Genomic DNA, 15924 nt, shown 5'->3' with positions numbered 1-15924 from the left:
CGAGGTGTTCAAGAGGGCCGCAAACGGCAAACGCCCGGGTCGTTTCCGACCCGGGCGCCTGCGTGACGATTGCTCGTCAGCCCCCTTGATTGCTTCCGCCCGCACGCCTGTTTGCCAGACGGGGCTTTAGAAGCTCCCCAAACCACGGCCGTTGCCTATGATCAGCAGCGCGTGCCTACCAAGCAGGGCGGCGGGTTGCCACCGTAAATGCTGCGTTCAGGGTACGATTGCCCGATGCCTGTGGTCAATTCGCCACAGCCCGGCTGGCGGGTCGATGGAGTTGCCAGTCCGCCGGATGCCCCGTAGAGCAACGGCTCATCGCCGTTTTCCCGGACCGGACCGCAACCGCATGATCCTTTCGCGCTACGAACGCATGATCGCGCGACGCTATCTGCTTCCGGGGAAGGGCGAGGGCTTCATTTTCCTTGTCGCCTCGATCAGCCTGGTGGCGGTGATGCTGGGCGTCGCGGCGTTGATCGTCGTGATGAGCGTGATGAACGGCTTCCGGGTCGAACTGTTCGACAAGATCGTCGGGCTCAACGGCCATGCGGTGGTGCAGGGCTATAACGGGCAGTTGCGCGACTGGCGCAAAATCGCGGCCGACGCGCGCGCGCTGCCGGGCGTCACCAGCGCGGTGCCGCTGATCGAGCAACCGTTGATGGCGACCTATCAGGGCCGCGTCGAAGGTGTGCTGGTCCGCGGGATGCCGGCTGACGATATCCGCACCAACAGCACGATCGGTCACAAGGTCATCGCGGGCTCGCTGGCGACGCTCACGCCCGACAACCGCACCGTTGCGGTCGGCGCGCGGCTTGCCGAGGCGCTCGGCGCCAAGCTCGGCAGCGAGATTTCGCTGGTCAGCCCGCAGGGGCAGGCGACGCCGTTCGGCACCGTGCCGCGCGTCGTCACCTATACGATCGGCGCGATCTTCGAGATCGGCATCTACGATTACGACAAGACCTATGTCGTGATGCCGATGGAGGATGCGCAGACCCTGCTGCTGATGGGCGACAGCGTCGGCATGATCGAGATCAACACCGTCGATGCGAACCGGATCGGGCAGATCCTGCTGCCGCTGGCCGACAGGGTCGGCGGCGAAGCGGTGATCGCCGACTGGCGCTCGCTCAACGCGCAATTGTTCGAGGCGCTGACGGTCGAGCGGGTGGCGATGTTCATCGTGCTGTCGATCATCATCCTTGTCGCGGTGTTCAACATCCTGTCGTCGCTGATCATGCTGGTCCGTGCCAAGACGCGCGACATCGCGATCCTGCGAACGATGGGGGCGACGCGCGGCGGGCTGATCCGCGTGTTCGTGACGGTGGGGACGACGATCGGCGCGCTGGGCACCGCCGCGGGGCTCGTGCTGGGGTTCGTGTTCCTCTATTTCCGGCAGGATGTGGTCCGCCTCATCGAACTGGTGACGGGGCAGAATTTGTGGGACCCCTCGATCCGCTACCTCACCGAATTGCCGTCCCGGACCGATCCGGTCGAGGTGATCGGCATTGCGCTGATGGCGCTTCTTTTCTCGTTCCTCGCCACGCTTTATCCGGCGTTCAAGGCGGCGAGCACCGATCCCGTGCAGGTATTGCGCTATGAATGAATTGTCCGATGCCGTTCTTCAGACCGCCGGCCTGACCCGCAGCTTCGAACAGGGTGGGCAGACGATCCACGTCCTGCGCGGGGTCGATCTCGCGATCGCGCGCGGCGAGATTGTCGCGCTGCTGGGCCCGTCTGGCTCGGGTAAATCGACGCTGCTCCAGGCGGTGGGGTTGCTCGAAGGCGGGTTCGGTGGCTCGATCCGTATCGCGGGTGCCGAGGCGGCGCAGCTCGACAGCCATGCGCGCACGATCGTCAGGCGCGACACATTGGGCTTCGTCTACCAATTTCACCATCTGTTGCCCGATTTTACCGCGCTCGAAAATGTCGTGCTGCCGCAGCTGGTCAAGGGGGCCGAGCAACCGGCGGCGGAAGACCGCGCCGCCTCGCTGCTGACCGCGCTCGGGCTCGGCCACCGGCTGACGCATCGGCCGAGCCAATTGTCGGGCGGCGAGCAGCAGCGCGTCGCGGTGGCGCGGGCGCTTGCCAACCAGCCCGCGCTCGTGCTGGCCGACGAACCCACCGGCAATCTCGACGAAGCGACCGCCGACGTGGTGCTCGCCGAATTCCTGCGCCTCGTCCGCCACGAAGGGACCGCCGCGCTGATCGCGACGCATAACGAGCGGCTGGCCGAGAAGATGGATCGCGTCGTGCGGTTGCACGAGGGCCATCTGGAGTGAGCGCGTGGCGGCAACCCGTGACGCTCGCCGGGCGCCATGTCACGCTGCGCCCGATCGACCGCGCCGATCGCGCAGCGCTGTTGGAGGCGTTCGGCGACGGGCTCGACAACAGTTTCGCCACCATCGTTCCCGCCGAGGCGACGATCGATGGCTGGTTCGACCAGATCGAGCGCGACAGCGCCGCGGGCAGGGCGATGGCGTTCACCGTGCTCGATTCGGCCGGGCGCGTTTCCGGGACGACACGGTTCCTGCGGATGGCCGAGCCGCATCGGCGGCTGGAGATCGGCGGCACTGTTTATGCGCGCCGCGTCCAGCGCACCGGGCTCAACACCGACGCCAAGCGGTTGCTGCTGACCCACGCCTTCGAAATGCTTGGATGCCAGTGCGTCCAGTTGCGCACCGATACGCTCAACCGCCAGTCGCGGCGCGCGATCGAGCGGCTGGGCGCGCGACAGGACGGCGTGCTGCGCGGCCACAAGGTGATGCCGGGGCATGTGCGTGATACGGTGGTCTATTCGATCCTCGCGCACGAATGGCCGGGCGTGCGCCGCAATCTCGATGCGCTGCTCGCTGGCCATGAGGAGGCGTTGCGATGACAAGGATCACCGATCTGCACGTTACGGCCGCCGATGGGACGGACGTCGATCTCGCCGCTTATGCGGGCTCGGTGCTGCTGATCGTCAACACTGCGTCCAAATGCGGCTTCACCCCGCAATATGAAGGGCTCGAGGCGCTCCATCGCCGGTTCGGCGCGCGCGGCTTCGAGGTGCTGGGCTTTCCGTGCAACCAGTTCGGCGGGCAGGAGCCGGGCAATGCCGAGGAAATCGCGAACTTCTGTTCGCTGACCTATGACGTCACCTTCCCGGTCTTTGCCAAGATCGAGGTCAATGGCGATGGCGCCGATCCGCTGTTCCGCGCACTCAAGGATCAGGCGCCGGGGCTGCTCGGCTCGAAGGCGATCAAGTGGAACTTCACCAAATTCCTCGTCGATCGCGCGGGCAAGGTCGTCGCCCGCTACGCCCCCACGACCAGGCCCGAGGACATCGCCGCCGACATCGAACGGCTGCTCTAGCGCCGCTTCACGACGAGCGGTTTGCCATCGTAGACCAGGCTGATCGCGGGGTTTTCCGTGAAATCGGGCGGGGTCGCCCGATCCTTGCCGTAGAACCGCACCGAGATCGCGCGTTTCGCCGGCATCCCCTCATAACCGCCGGTGCGTGTGCCGATCGTCAGCGTGCCCGCCGCATCGTTCCAGACCAGCGGAATACGGGTGAACTTGCCCTGCCGATAGGCCGGGCTGGTGCCGTCATCCTCGTAGAGCGAGAACGCCCCATCGGCGCCGGTGAAGACGTGGAGAACGATCGGCCCGTCGGCATCCTGATCGACATATTGCTGCTCGGGGCCGGTCGGGACGATCGATCCGGCGCGGACGAACAGCGGCATCCGCTCGCGCGGCGCGGCGGCGGTGATCGTCGCGCCGCCGGCGTGGAACGCGCCCGAGTTGAAATCGTACCAATCGGCGCCGGCGGGCAGATAGACTTGCCGGCTGCGCGCCTCGAACGCGGTGACGGGGGCGACCAGCAGCGCGTGGCCGAACAGATATTCGTCGTCAATATTCCACGTCTTGGGATCGGCGACGAAATCGCTGACCAGCCCGCGCATGATGCTGCCGTCGTCGAACCAGGTATCGGCGGTGGTCGTGTAGATGTACGGCATCAGCCGGTAGCGCAGGTGATCGTACCACAGCATCGACTCGTACATCGCGTCGTCGTCCGTCGCGATCTCGTAAATCTCGCGGTGCGGGAATTCGCCATGGCTGCGGAACAGCGGCGAGAAGGCGCCGAACTGGAACCAGCGCAGGTTGAGTTCGCGCCATTCGGCCTGCGCCTCGGGGCGCTGATCGGTATAGCGCTGCTCGACCGCGAAGCCGCCGATATCGTGCGTCCAGTTGGGGATGCCCGACATCGCGAGATTGACCCCGGCCGAAATCTGGTCGCGCAGATCATCCCAGCGCGCCGCGACATCGCCCGACCAGAGCGCGGCGCTCGCGCGCTGCAACCCGCCGAACCCCGATCGCGTCAGGATGAAGGGGCGCTTGTCGGGCTGCGTTTCGCGCAGGCCGTCGGCGACGCCCTCGGCATGGACGAGCGGGTAGGAATTGAACAGCGCGGCGGCCGGGCCGAACGCGGTCGGCCCCATCGTCTCGATCCGTTCCTCGATCGAGAGGTTGGAATGGATGTCGGGTTCGGTCGCGTCCATCCACCAGGCGTCGAAACCCTTGGAGACGAGCTTGTCGCGGATCTGCTCGAAATACATTTTGCGCGCGCCCGGCGCATAGGCGTCGTAATCGGTGTTGAGATAGCCCGGCCCGACCCAGTCCTTATTCCCCATCTTGAGGTTGCCCTGATAGAGCCAGCCGTGCGCGGCGAGCGCCTTGGCATTGTCGGTGGTCGGGTAGAATTTGGGCCACACCGAAATCATGACTTGGCCGTGGAGGGCATGGACCTCGTCGACCATCGCCTTGGCGTCGGGGAAGCGGGTCTTGTCAAAATCGTGGCTGCCCCACGCGTTTTCGGGCCAGTAGAACCAGTCCTGCACGATATTGTCGATCGGGATGCGGCGCTTGCGGTATTCGCGCATCACGCCGAGCAACTGCTCCTGCGTCTCGTAACGCTGGCGGCTCTGCCAGAAGCCGTAGGCCCATTTGGGCATCAGCGTCGCCTTGCCGGTGAGCGCGCGATAGCCCGCGATCGCACCGTCGACGGCCCCTGCGAGCGTGACGTAATAATCCACGCCCTTGGCGACGTCGGCGGTCATCCAGAGCGAATGGCGATCGGGCGCGGGCAGCGGATCGTTGTGGAAGAACGCCATATAGCCGGCATTGGGCTCCCATTCGATGCGGATCGCGACCGATTTGCCCGCGGTCATCGGCAGGTCAAAATTGTGAAACCACGGGTTCCAGTTCTGCCGCCAGCGGTTCAGCACCAGCTTGCCGTCGGCATAGACTTTGAAATAGCTCGACCCGTAGAGCCGGAATTTGTGGACGCCGCTCGTCTTGGCGGTGACGTCGCCGCTCCAGACGACCTTCTGTTCCTGCGTGGCGACCCCGGCGGTGTTCTGACCGCTATCGGCCGAGGCCTTGGTGGTGGCCTTCGCCGCCTCGGGCCAGTTCTTCTGGTCGCGGATGAACTGATAATCGATCGTCGCTTCCTGCCGCGTCACCGCGAGCGTGCCGTTGAGATAATAATCGGCCTTCCAGCCCGCTTTGCCGCCGCTGGTGACCGTGAGATCGTCGCCGACGAGGTAATAGGGGCGGGGATTGCCGAAGCGGCTGATGCCGTCATTGTCCCACAACAGGCCATAGCCCTTGGTCGAGACGACGAACGGGATCGCGATATCCATATTGTGCTGTGCGAGTTCGACGTCCTCGCCATTGTAGTTCATCTGGCGGTTCTGGTGCTGGCCGAGCCCGTAGAACCCCTCGCCGGTGCCGCGGTTGAATTGCTGGCTGACGGTGACATAGCGCTGCCCTTCGATCGTCTCGGGGGTGAAGGCGCCGCGCGCGGATTCGGTGAGCACGGCCTGACCGCCGGCGTCGAGGAAACTCACAATGCCGTCGGACAGGCGCACGCGCGCGCTCGCTTTGGGCAAGGTGAGCGTCACATAGCCCGCGGCCTCGCTGATCGCGGGATCGCCTTGCGGCTGCGCGATGACCATCAGGCTTTTGGGCAGCACATCCAGATCGGTGCCCGCGACCGCGCTGACGCGAAAACGATCGTCGCCATAAGCGAGCACGCGCACGCGCTTGGCCGGGCCGCTATCGGGCGTCACCACCACGCCGTGGGGCACGCGCGCCACCTCGCTTGCCTGCGTACTGCCCGCCAAACCGATCGCGGCGACCCCCGCCAGCATCCATGCGCGCATCATTTGAACCTCCCCATCGTCACCCGGAGCATCACCGGCGTGGCCGTGAAATTGAGCCCGTAATCGGTCTGATCGCCGTTCCAGACGCGCTCGAACACCCAGCGCCCGTCCGCGCCGTAATGCCCCTCCTCGGCGCGGATCATCATCGCGCGATCATCGGGGGTGGCGGGGCCGAAGCGCAGCCGGATATCGCTGCCCGCGACGACGAATGTGTCCGGGGAAAGCTGTGCCACCACTGCACCGCCGACGGGCTGGCCGGTGGTCGGTGTCGGGTCTTTGGCAATCCAGCTCCACTCGCGCTCGCCCATCTGCCATTGGTCAAACTGCGCGGTGATCTTCCAGCCGCCCATCACGGTCGATTGGTCGGCGCCGTCCTTGCCTTTGGCGACGCCCCAGGTCGGATGCTCATAGGCGATTTTCGCCCAGACGCGCGCGATCGGCGCGAACAGCGCATAAGCGCGCCCGAACGCGGCGATCGTCGCATCGTCGAGCGTCTTGGTGCCGAGCGGGTAATTGTTATAGCCGGTCGCATCCATTCCGAACGGCGCGACGCCGATCGCGCCCTTGCCGAGCATGGGCCAGAAGAAGCGCGCATAATCGGCCGAATTGCCGAGTTCGGGCACCATCAGCGCGTTATCGGGCCGCGCGTAATGATCGAGATATTTCACGAACGCGTCATGGTCGCGATTGTAGATATCGGGCGCGACCAGATCGAGATGCGGCGCGCCCGCTTTCCAGATCGGGATCACGTTCCAGTTCGGCCCGCCGCTTTGCACGCCGGTCGGCTTGGGCTCGACGAACGGATCGCTCAGCGAGGCGTTGGTGTACATCGGCAGCGGCTTCACCGCCTTGCCCGCCGCCGCGATCGCGTCGACATAGCGCGCGGTGTACCAGCTGTTGAACGCCTGCTCGGCGATCGGGCCGAACACCGCGCTCCACGTGCCGGGCTGCTTGCCGAGCGCCTTCACCAGTTCAGCCGGGACGGGCCCAGCGAACAGGCGGTTGCCCTCGGGTGAATAATCGCGCGGCGTGCCGTAGCTGCCGGTCTCGTTCTCGACCTGCACCATGATCACCGTGTCGTCGGGATCATTGGCCTTGAGATGCTCGATGAGCCTGACGAACGCGCGCTTGTCGGCGGCCAGCGTGTTCTGGCCGAGCGGCGACAGCGCATAATGCGGTTTGCCGTCCTTGGTGCGCATCCGGGGGAAGCGCGTGTCGTCGGTCTTGACCCATGCGGGCGCATAGCTCGGGCTGCCGTTCTTCCACGTCGCGAACCACAGCAGCACCAGCCGTTTGTCGCGCGCGCGCGCCTGTTCGAGCAAGGTATCGACGAAGCTGAAATCGAACCGGCCCTCTTGCGGTTCGATCTGCTCCCACGCGATCGGCATTTCGAGCGTGTTGGCGTGCATCGCATCGAGCACCGGCCAGACCTTGGGCAGCGCGGCGGCGTAATTGCTCGAATTATTGGCCTGCGCGCCGAGCATCAGGAACGGGGCACCATCGACGATCAGCGCGTGGCGGCCGTTCTGGGTCGCGATCGAGGGGGGTTGGGCAGGAGCGGGTAGCGCTAACAACAGCGCGGGCGCAGCGGCGAGAAGCGTGCATTTGTGCATATATGAAATTCCCCGTCGCCAGCGAATCGCGAGCGGGGCGCATGCTGACGGCAAAAAGCCGTCGAGGCAAGCGTTCAGCCCGCCGGGTTGGTCGGGCTTACGGGCTGCGGCCCGGCGTCGGTTGCCTCGAGTGAGGAATCACCGCCGAGCACGCGGTAGAGCGTGACGAGGTTGGTCGCCTTGGTCAGCTCGGTCGCGATCAGCGATCGCTGCGCATTGTAGAGCGATCGCTGCGCGTCGAGGCTTTGCAGGAACGTATCGATGCCGCCGCGATAGCGCGCATCGGAGAGCTGGTAATTGTCGGTCGCCGAGGCGACGAGCTGATCCTGCGCACGCTCCTGATCGGCGATCGTGCCGTGCCGCGCGAGCGCATCGGAGACTTCCTGGAACGCGGTCTGGATCGCCTTTTCGTACGCCGCCAGCGCGGCGTCGCGATCGGCCTCGCTCTGCGCCACGCCAGCCCGGCCTGCGCCGCCGCTGAAGATCGGATAGGCGATGCCGGGCGATCCCGAATAGCTGAACGCGCCGTTTTCGAACAACGAGCCAAGCGCGTTGCTCGCGACACCGAGCAGGCCGGTGAGCGAGATCCGCGGGAATAGTGCCGCGCGCGCCGCGCCGATCTCGGCATTGGCGCTGCGCAGCCGATATTCGGCCTGCACGACATCGGGGCGGCGCAGCAGGATGCTCGAATCGAGTCCGGCGGGAAGCGCGGTCAGCGTTGGTGCGGCCTCGTCGATCGAGGCGGGCAGCAACGCCGGGTCGATCGGCGCGCCGACCAGCAACTGAAGCGCGTTGACGTCTTGTGCCAACGCGGTCCGTTGTTCGGCGAGGTCCGATTGCGCCTGCGCCAGCACCAGTTCGGCCTGTCGCAGATCGGTGCGCGGCGCGACGCCGCCGTCGAGCCGCGCGCGGGTCAGTTCGACGCTGCGGCCGGCATTGGTCACGGTCTCCCGCGCGATGCCAAGCAGGCTCTGGTCGGCCGCATAGGTGAGCCAGGCGTTGGCGATGTCGCCGACCAGCGCCAGCCGTGTCGCGCGCGCCGCGGCTTCGGTCGCGAAATACTGGTTGAGCGCCGAATCGCTCAGCGAGCGCAGCCGCCCGAACAGGTCGAGTTCGAACCCGGTCGCGCCGATATCGGCGCTGTACGATTCCTTCGCGCCCGTGGCGCCGTCGCCTCCGCGGAAGGTGGCGCCCGCGCTGGCGTCGATTTCGGGCAGGATGCCGGCGCGCCGGATGCGATATTGCGCGCGCGCCGAGGCGATATTGGCGGCGGCGACGCGCAGGTCGCGATTGTTGATCAGCGCCTGTTCGATGAGTTGCTGAAGCCGGGGATCGCGGAAAATTTGGGTATAAGTGACGCTCGGCAGCGCGGCTTCCTGCTGCGCCAGATAGGCGTCGCCCACGGGCCAGCCCGGCGGGACCGGTGCGGCGGGTCGCTCATAATGCGGGGCCATCGAGCACGCGCCGAGCGCAGCGGTGCAGGCGAACAGGAGCGCGGCGCGGCGGATCATGCGGCGGTCTCCGGCGCGGGGGCGGGCGGGGTGCCATCGTCGTCATGGTGACGCAGTTTGGCGAAGGTATCGCGCGTCGTGCGGCGCACGAGGACGAAGAACAACGGGATGTAGAAGATCGCGAGGATCGTCGCGGTCAGCATCCCGCCGATTACCGCGGTGCCGATCGCGACGCGGCTGTTGGCACCCGCGCCGGTCGAGATCGCGAGCGGTAGCACCCCGAAGATGAACGCGAAGCTCGTCATCAGGATCGGGCGCAACCGGATCCGCGCGGCCTCGAGCGCGGCATCGATCACGCGCTTGCCCTTCTTTTCCGCCTGTTCGGCGAATTCGATCATCAGGATCGCATTCTTCGAGGCGAGCCCCATCGTCGTCAGCAGCCCGATCTGCATATAGACGTCGTTCTCCAACCCCCTGAGCGTCACTGCGAACACCGCGCCGACCAGCCCAAGCGGGATGACAAGCAACACCGCGACCGGGATCGTCCAGCTTTCGTAAAGCGCCGCGAGGCACAGGAACACCACCAGCAGCGACAAAGCGTAGAGCAGCGGCGCCTGTCCCGATGAAATCTGTTCCTGATACGATAGCCCGCTCCACGCGACGGTCGTGCCGGGGAGCTTGGCGGCGTGCGCGGCGATCCGCGCCATCGCTTCGCCCGAACTGACGCCTGGTGCGGCCTGGCCCTGAATTTCAAACGCCGGCAGCCCGGAAAAACGCGACAGCGAGGTCGGGGCCTGTTCCCATGACGTGGTGGCGAAGGACGAGAAGGGGGTCATGCTGCCGTCGGCGGCGCGGACATACCATTGGCCGAGATCGCCCGGCTGCATGCGATAGGGCGCCTCGCCCTGCACATAGACGCGCTTGACGCGGCCGCGATCGATGAAGTCGTTGACGTAGCGCCCACCCCATGCGGTCGACAGCGTCGTGTTGACGTCGCTCTGGTTGAGCCCGAGCACCGCAAGCTTCTGCTGATCGATGTCGATATGCACGGTCGGTACATCGGGCAGATCGCTCGGGCGCACGCCGACGAAGCTCGGGTCCTTCATCGCCTCGCCGAGCAATTTGTCGCGCGCGGCGGCAAAGTCCGCGCGGCTCAGCCCGCCCGAATTTTGCAGTTCGAGCGTGAAGCCGTTCGATTGGCCCAACCCGCGCACGGCGGGCGGCACCAGCGCGAACACCTGGGCATCGCGCATCCCGCCCAGCGCCGCCTGCATCCGGCCGGTGATCGCATCGGCGCTGTTTTCCTTGCCCGGGCGATCGCTCCAATTCTTGAGCGCGACGAAGCCGAGGCCGGTGTTCTGGCCGCCCGCCGACCCGCCGCCGCCGAAGCCCGACACGGTAAAGACGTGGCTGGTGTTCTTGCCTTCGTCCTGCATCAGATATTTTTCGATCGCCTTCTGCACCTCAAGCGAGCGCGGCTGGGTGGCGCCCGGCGGCAGGCGGAATTGCACCATCGCGCCGCCCTGATCCTCGGTCGGCAGGAAGCTGGTCGGCAGGCGGAAGAACATCAACGCGAGCATCGCGACGACGAGCGCGTAGATGACGAGGAAGATCAGCTTCTTGTCGACCGTGTAGCGGACCGCGCCCTGATAGCGATCGACCATCCGCTCGAAGCGGCGGTTGAACCCGTCGGCGGCGGCCGTGCCCCATTCGCCGATCTGCGGGAAACGCCGCGCGAGGAAACCCGGGCGGTGGTCCTGCTTGCGCTTGAGCATCGTCGCGCACAGCGCCGGCGACAGGATCAGCGCGACGAACACCGACAGCACCATCGCCGAGACGATCGTGAGCGAGAATTGCTTGTAGATGACCCCGGTCGAGCCGCCGAAGAAAGCCATCGGCAGGAACACCGCCGACAGCACGAGCGCGATCGCGATCAGCGCGACCTGGATCTCGCCCATCGACTGGATGGTCGCGTCGCGCGGGCTCATCTCCGGATTCTCTTCCATCACGCGTTCGACATTCTCGACCACGACGATCGCATCGTCGACGAGCAGGCCGATCGCGAGCACGAGCCCGAACAGGGTGAGCGTGTTGATCGAGAAGCCCGCGACATAGAAGACCGCGAACGTGCCGAGCAGGACGACCGGCACCGCGATCGCGGGGATCAGCGTCGCGCGCCAGCTTTGCAGGAAGATGAAGATGACGAGCACGACGAGGACGATCGCCTCGAACAGCGTCTTCACCACTTCCTCGATCGAGAGCTTGATGAAATCGGTCTGGTCGAACGGGAAGGCGACCTCGAACCCCGCGGGGAAGGATTTCGCGTGTTCGGTAACCGCCTGCTTGACGATTTCCGCGGTCGTCAGCGCGTCGGCACCGGGGGCGAGCGACACCGCGAGCCCCGCGCCGGGATGCCCGTCGATCCGGCTCAACGCGACGTAGCTGGCCGCGCCCAATTCCACCTTGGCGACATCGCCGAGCCGAACCGTGGCGCCGCTGGTCTGCGTCTTGATGATGATGTTACGGAATTGCTCGGGGGTCTGGAGGCGCGATTGCGCCGTCACCGTCGCGCTCAGCATCTGCCCGGGGGGCATCGGCTGCTGGCCCAGTTCGCCCGCCGCGACTTCGGTGTTCTGCGCCTGGATCGCCGAAATCACGTCACCGGGCATCAGCGAATAGGACCGCAGCCGGGCGGGATCGAGCCAGATCCGCATCGCATATTCGGAACCGAACACATTGGTGTCGCCGACCCCGGGCAGGCGCCCGAGTTCATCCTGGAGGTTCGAGGTCAGATAATCCGCGACGTCGACATTCGAGCGCTGGTCGGTCGAATCATAAACCGCCGCGATCAGCAGGAAATCCGGGTTCGATTTGGTGACGGTGAGGCCCTGTTGCTGCACCTGCTGCGGCAGTCGCGGCAGCGCCTGCTGCACCTTGTTCTGGACCTGCACCTGCGCGATGTCGGGGTCGGTGCCCTTCTCGAACGTCGCCGAGATCGACGCGCGGCCCGACGAATTCGATGTCGAGCTGAAATAGAGCAGCCCGTCGATCCCGGTGAGCTGCTGTTCGATCACCTGCGTGACCGAATTTTCGAGCGTCTGTGCCGAGGCGCCGGGATAGGAGGCACGGATATTGACCTGTGGCGGCGCGACATCGGGATATTGCGCGATCGGCAGCGACAGGATCGCACCGACGCCGAGCAGCATCGTGATGATCGAGATGACCCACGCGAAGATCGGGCGATCGATGAAGATCCGCGACAGCATATGCGATCAGCGCCCGTTTGCCGGGGCCGCACCCTGCGGCGGCTTGGGCGGTGCCCCGATTTGCTGCTGCGTCGAGGCGAGCACCGGCTTCACCACCTGACCGGGCATCGCTTTCGCGGTGCCCTGCGTGATGACCTTGTCGCCGGGGTTGAGCCCGTCGGTCACCACCCAGTTGGCACCGTCAGTGCGCTCGGCCTTCACGATGCGCTGGATCACCTTGTTTTCCGGCCCCACGATCAGCACCGTCGCATTGCCCTTGGGATCACGCGTCAGCCCTTGTTCGGGGACGAGGAAGGCCCGCGTGTTGATCGCCTGGGTAAAGCGCGCCCGCACGAACATGCCGGGCAACAGCAGCCCTTGCGGATTGGGGAAGCGTGCGCGCATCGTGACGGTGCCGGTGTTCGGATCGACCACGACTTCGGAGAATTCGACCGTGCCGGTCTGGCCGTAATCGCTGCCGTCTTCGAGGACCAGCCGCACCGCGGCCGAGGCCGGTATCGTGCCGCCGTCAGCGAGCGCGCGGCGCAATGCGAGCAGATCGCTGCTCGATCGCTGGATGTCGACATAGATCGGGTCGAGCTGCTGGATCGTCGCCAGCGGATCGGCCTGGCTGGTCGTGACCAGCGCGCCGACGGTGAACAGCGACCGGCCGATGCGGCCGGTGATCGGCGCGGGCACCGTGGTGAAGTTGAGGTTGACCTTCGCGCTCTCGAGCGCCGCCTGCTGCTGCTTGACCGCCGCCTCGGCGCTGCGTGCCTGCGCCAGCGCGTCGGCATAATCCTGCTCGCTCACCGCCTGCTGCGCGGCGAGCGGCTTGTAGCGATCGGCGCGGGCGCGGGCGGCCTCGGCGCTGGCGCGCGCGCTCACCAGATTGGCCTCGGCCTGATTGGCGCTCGCGCGATAGAGCCGGGGGTCGATCTGATACAGCGGCTCGCCCTGGCGCACGATCGCGCCTTCGGTGAAATAGCGCCGGGTGATGAGCCCGGTGACCTGCGGGCGGACCTCGGACGATTTATACGCCGATGTGCGCCCGGCAAGTTCGGTGGTCAGCGGCGCCTGCGTCGGCTGCATGACGACATAGCCGACCTCGGGGGTTTGCTGCCCTGCCATGCCGCGCCCGGCATCCTTGCCGCTCCCGCCGCAAGCTGCGAGCGCCAGCAGCGATGCGGCGAGCAGGGGACGAAACGAGCGGGTGATAGTAGCGACCGGAGGCATGGAGGCAATCCTCGCAACGCAGAGATGACAATGGCGCCAGTCCATGCCGGTAGCATGAGCGTGATCGACGAGGCTCTTGAACAACTTAGGCCCAATCGACCCCGCCGAAGAGGCGGCGGGGTGTGATTGGCCCCGAGGATGCAAGGCGTCAAGCATTTATGATGCAATGCAGCGATCGTCGTGCGGGCAATATGAACACCATTGATAAAGGAGATGATCGTCGTCGGATCAGATCGACATAAACGCTGTACGGCGGACAACGTGCCATTCGGGCACGATTAAGATCGCGTGCGATACTGTCCCGATGTGATGCGGGGTGCAAATGATGCACGGTTCATCGCGCGAAACACTTGATTCGATGGCATGGAAATGCCAGCCATGCCGACGAAATTCCGAGCGCAACGAGCCAATACCTGAGGAGTCGATCGAATGAAGTTTTCTGCTGCGCTAATTCTTGGTACGTCGTTGCTCGCTATGTCGCCGGCCTCGGCGCAAAACGCGCCGGGCAGGACAGCCATGCCTGAGGCGCCCACCCCGGTCGCCGGTGCCACCATTTTTGACCCGCAGGGCGCCGTGATCGGGACGATCGAAATGGTGACGGCGGATGTCGTCGTGGTCAACACCGGCGCGCACACCGTCGGGTTGCCGCCGGCGGCGGTCGGATCGAACGAGAAGGGGCTGGTCGCGTCGACGACCAAGGCCGATCTCGATGCAGCGGCGGAAAAGGCGCAGGCCGACGCCGCGGCACAGCTCCAGGCCTTGCTGGTTGCCGGCACCGTGGTGAACAGCTCCGATGGTCAGCCGGTCGGCACGATCAAGCAGGCCGACGCCGAATTCGTGACGGTCACGACCTCGAAGGGTGTCGATGCCAAGCTGCCTGCCAACGCCTTTTCGCTCGGCGAAAGCGGCGGGCTCACGCTCGCGATGACCGCGGAGAATTTCAACGCGGCGGTCGCGGGGTCGGCGCCGGCGCCATAACCGGCGATTCAGTCCGAACGAACAAAGGCCGCCGGGGGGTAAATCCGGCGGTCTTTTTTGTCGCGGCACGGTTTTGACATCACCGCGCTCCACGGCTTACCGCTGCATCATCATATCGCAGGGGATTGCCATGCCGTATTCGCCGCCTTTTGCTGCCGACCCCGATCGTTACGATGGCCGGATGCCCTATCGCCGCTGTGGCCACAGCGGGCTCGATCTGCCGGCGATCAGCCTGGGCCTGTGGCAGAATTTCGGCGGGGCCGACGTGTTTGAAACCGGCCGCGCGATCCTGCGCCGGGCGTTCGATCGCGGCGTCACGCATATCGATCTCGCGAACAATTACGGCCCGCCTTACGGCTCGGCGGAGGAAAATTTCGGCCGCGTCCTCGCGACCGATCTGGCCCCGCACCGCGACGAACTCATCGTCTCGACCAAGGCGGGGTGGGATATGTGGCCCGGCCCCTACGGCGATGTCGGGGGCAGCCGCAAATATCTGATCGCGAGCTGTGACCAGAGCCTCAAGCGGATGGGGCTCGATTATGTTGACATTTTCTATTCGCACCGCGTCGATCCCAAGACCCCGCTCGAAGAGACGATGGGCGCGCTCGCGCACCTCCACCAGCAGGGCAAGGCGCTCTATATCGGCATTTCGAGCTATTCGCCCGAACTGACGCGCAAGGCCGCCGCGATTCTGAGCGAATACAAGGTGCCGTTGTTGATCCACCAGCCGAGCTATTCGATGCTCAACCGCTGGATCGAGGACGGCCTGCTCGATACGCTCGCCGATCTCGGCACCGGGTGCATCGCCTTTTCGCCGCTCGCGCAGGGGATGCTGACGAGCAAATATCTGAACGGCGTTCCTGCCGATGCCCGCGCCGCGAAAACGGGCGGCCGCTCGCTCGGCAAGCATATGTTGAACGACGACAATATCGCCCGCATCCGCGCGCTCAACGCGATCGCCGAGCGACGCGGCCAGAGCCTCGCGCAAATGGCGATCGCGTGGGTGCTGCGCGATTCGCGTGTCACCTCGGCGCTGGTCGGGGCGCGCACCGTGGCGCAGCTCGATGATTCGCTCGACGCGGTGAAGCGGCTCGATTTCAGCGCCGACGAACTCGCCGAGATCGATCGCTATGCGACCGAGGGCGACATCAACATCTGGGGCGTGTCCTCGACGCTTGGAGAAGCCGAGACCGCCTGACGT

General features: G+C 65.7%; 11 protein-coding genes. 6 read left to right on the top strand and 5 right to left on the bottom strand.

The window, feature by feature from the left end; genetic code table 11:
• Nucleotides 1-349 precede the first annotated feature (349 nt).
• Genes NFE57_RS04660 through NFE57_RS04645 form a run of 4 tightly spaced genes read left to right on the top strand, consistent with a single transcriptional unit; the run spans nucleotide 350 to nucleotide 3348 of the window.
• Nucleotides 350-1600 (top strand): lipoprotein-releasing ABC transporter permease subunit, encoded by a 1251-nt coding sequence (locus NFE57_RS04660; RefSeq protein ID WP_252134400.1) that lies wholly within the window; start codon nucleotides 350-352, stop codon nucleotides 1598-1600.
• Complete coding sequence (locus NFE57_RS04655; RefSeq protein WP_252134399.1) at nucleotides 1593-2276, top strand: ABC transporter ATP-binding protein; 684 nt, start codon at nucleotides 1593-1595, stop codon at nucleotides 2274-2276. Before NFE57_RS04660 ends, NFE57_RS04655 begins: the two co-directional genes overlap by 8 nt.
• A gap of 17 nt (nucleotides 2277-2293) precedes the next feature.
• The gene (locus NFE57_RS04650; RefSeq protein ID WP_252134398.1) at nucleotides 2294-2872 is read left to right on the top strand and encodes a GNAT family N-acetyltransferase; all 579 of its coding nucleotides are present in this window, start codon (nucleotides 2294-2296) and stop codon (nucleotides 2870-2872) included.
• On the top strand, nucleotides 2869-3348 hold the full coding sequence (locus NFE57_RS04645) for a glutathione peroxidase (protein ID WP_252134397.1): 480 nt from the start codon (nucleotides 2869-2871) through the stop codon (nucleotides 3346-3348). Before NFE57_RS04650 ends, NFE57_RS04645 begins: the two co-directional genes overlap by 4 nt.
• Here NFE57_RS04645 and NFE57_RS04640 read toward each other — a convergent pair.
• The 5 genes from NFE57_RS04640 to NFE57_RS04620 form a co-directional block, all read right to left on the bottom strand.
• Entirely contained in the window at nucleotides 3345-6203 is a 2859-nt protein-coding gene (locus NFE57_RS04640) for a TIM-barrel domain-containing protein (protein WP_252134396.1), read from the bottom strand. The genes NFE57_RS04645 and NFE57_RS04640 overlap by 4 nt on opposite strands.
• Nucleotides 6200-7813, bottom strand: coding sequence for a DUF5597 domain-containing protein (locus NFE57_RS04635; protein ID WP_252134395.1), 1614 nt, complete (start codon nucleotides 7811-7813; stop codon nucleotides 6200-6202). The genes NFE57_RS04640 and NFE57_RS04635 overlap by 4 nt, the downstream gene beginning before the upstream one ends.
• Nucleotides 7814-7887: 74 nt before the next feature.
• Nucleotides 7888-9324, bottom strand: a complete 1437-nt coding sequence (locus tag NFE57_RS04630; RefSeq protein WP_252134394.1) for an efflux transporter outer membrane subunit — start codon at nucleotides 9322-9324, stop codon at nucleotides 7888-7890.
• Nucleotides 9321-12530 (bottom strand): efflux RND transporter permease subunit, encoded by a 3210-nt coding sequence (locus tag NFE57_RS04625; RefSeq protein ID WP_252134393.1) that lies wholly within the window; start codon nucleotides 12528-12530, stop codon nucleotides 9321-9323. The genes NFE57_RS04630 and NFE57_RS04625 overlap by 4 nt, the downstream gene beginning before the upstream one ends.
• Nucleotides 12531-12536: 6 nt before the next feature.
• Nucleotides 12537-13745: an efflux RND transporter periplasmic adaptor subunit gene (locus NFE57_RS04620; RefSeq protein WP_252134392.1), complete on the bottom strand. Its 1209-nt coding sequence runs from the start codon at nucleotides 13743-13745 to the stop codon at nucleotides 12537-12539.
• A gap of 516 nt (nucleotides 13746-14261) precedes the next feature.
• Here NFE57_RS04620 and NFE57_RS04615 point away from each other — a divergent pair.
• Together NFE57_RS04615 and mgrA are read left to right on the top strand one after the other, a co-directional pair.
• Nucleotides 14262-14723, top strand: coding sequence for a hypothetical protein (locus NFE57_RS04615; protein WP_252134391.1), 462 nt, complete (start codon nucleotides 14262-14264; stop codon nucleotides 14721-14723).
• Nucleotides 14724-14853: 130 nt separating this feature from the next.
• Nucleotides 14854-15921, top strand: a complete 1068-nt coding sequence (gene mgrA, locus NFE57_RS04610) for an L-glyceraldehyde 3-phosphate reductase (RefSeq protein ID WP_252134390.1) — start codon at nucleotides 14854-14856, stop codon at nucleotides 15919-15921.
• Nucleotides 15922-15924: the final 3 nt, after the last annotated feature.

The organism is Hephaestia sp. MAHUQ-44, assembly GCF_023806085.1.
Taxonomy (GTDB): Bacteria; Pseudomonadota; Alphaproteobacteria; order Sphingomonadales; family Sphingomonadaceae; genus Sphingomonas.
This window is presented reverse-complemented; position numbering and strand designations above follow the sequence as displayed.

Coding starts and splice junctions, on each gene's coding strand:
- NFE57_RS04645 (WP_252134397.1), top strand. CDS start 2,869: ATGACAAGGATCACCGATCTGCACGTTACGGCCGCCGATGGGACGGAC.
- NFE57_RS04620 (WP_252134392.1), bottom strand. CDS start 13,745: ATGCCTCCGGTCGCTACTATCACCCGCTCGTTTCGTCCCCTGCTCGCC.
- NFE57_RS04660 (WP_252134400.1), top strand. CDS start 350: ATGATCCTTTCGCGCTACGAACGCATGATCGCGCGACGCTATCTGCTT.
- NFE57_RS04625 (WP_252134393.1), bottom strand. CDS start 12,530: ATGCTGTCGCGGATCTTCATCGATCGCCCGATCTTCGCGTGGGTCATC.
- NFE57_RS04615 (WP_252134391.1), top strand. CDS start 14,262: ATGCCTGAGGCGCCCACCCCGGTCGCCGGTGCCACCATTTTTGACCCG.
- NFE57_RS04630 (WP_252134394.1), bottom strand. CDS start 9,324: ATGATCCGCCGCGCCGCGCTCCTGTTCGCCTGCACCGCTGCGCTCGGC.
- NFE57_RS04640 (WP_252134396.1), bottom strand. CDS start 6,203: ATGATGCGCGCATGGATGCTGGCGGGGGTCGCCGCGATCGGTTTGGCG.
- NFE57_RS04655 (WP_252134399.1), top strand. CDS start 1,593: ATGAATGAATTGTCCGATGCCGTTCTTCAGACCGCCGGCCTGACCCGC.
- NFE57_RS04635 (WP_252134395.1), bottom strand. CDS start 7,813: ATGCACAAATGCACGCTTCTCGCCGCTGCGCCCGCGCTGTTGTTAGCG.
- mgrA (WP_252134390.1), top strand. CDS start 14,854: ATGCCGTATTCGCCGCCTTTTGCTGCCGACCCCGATCGTTACGATGGC.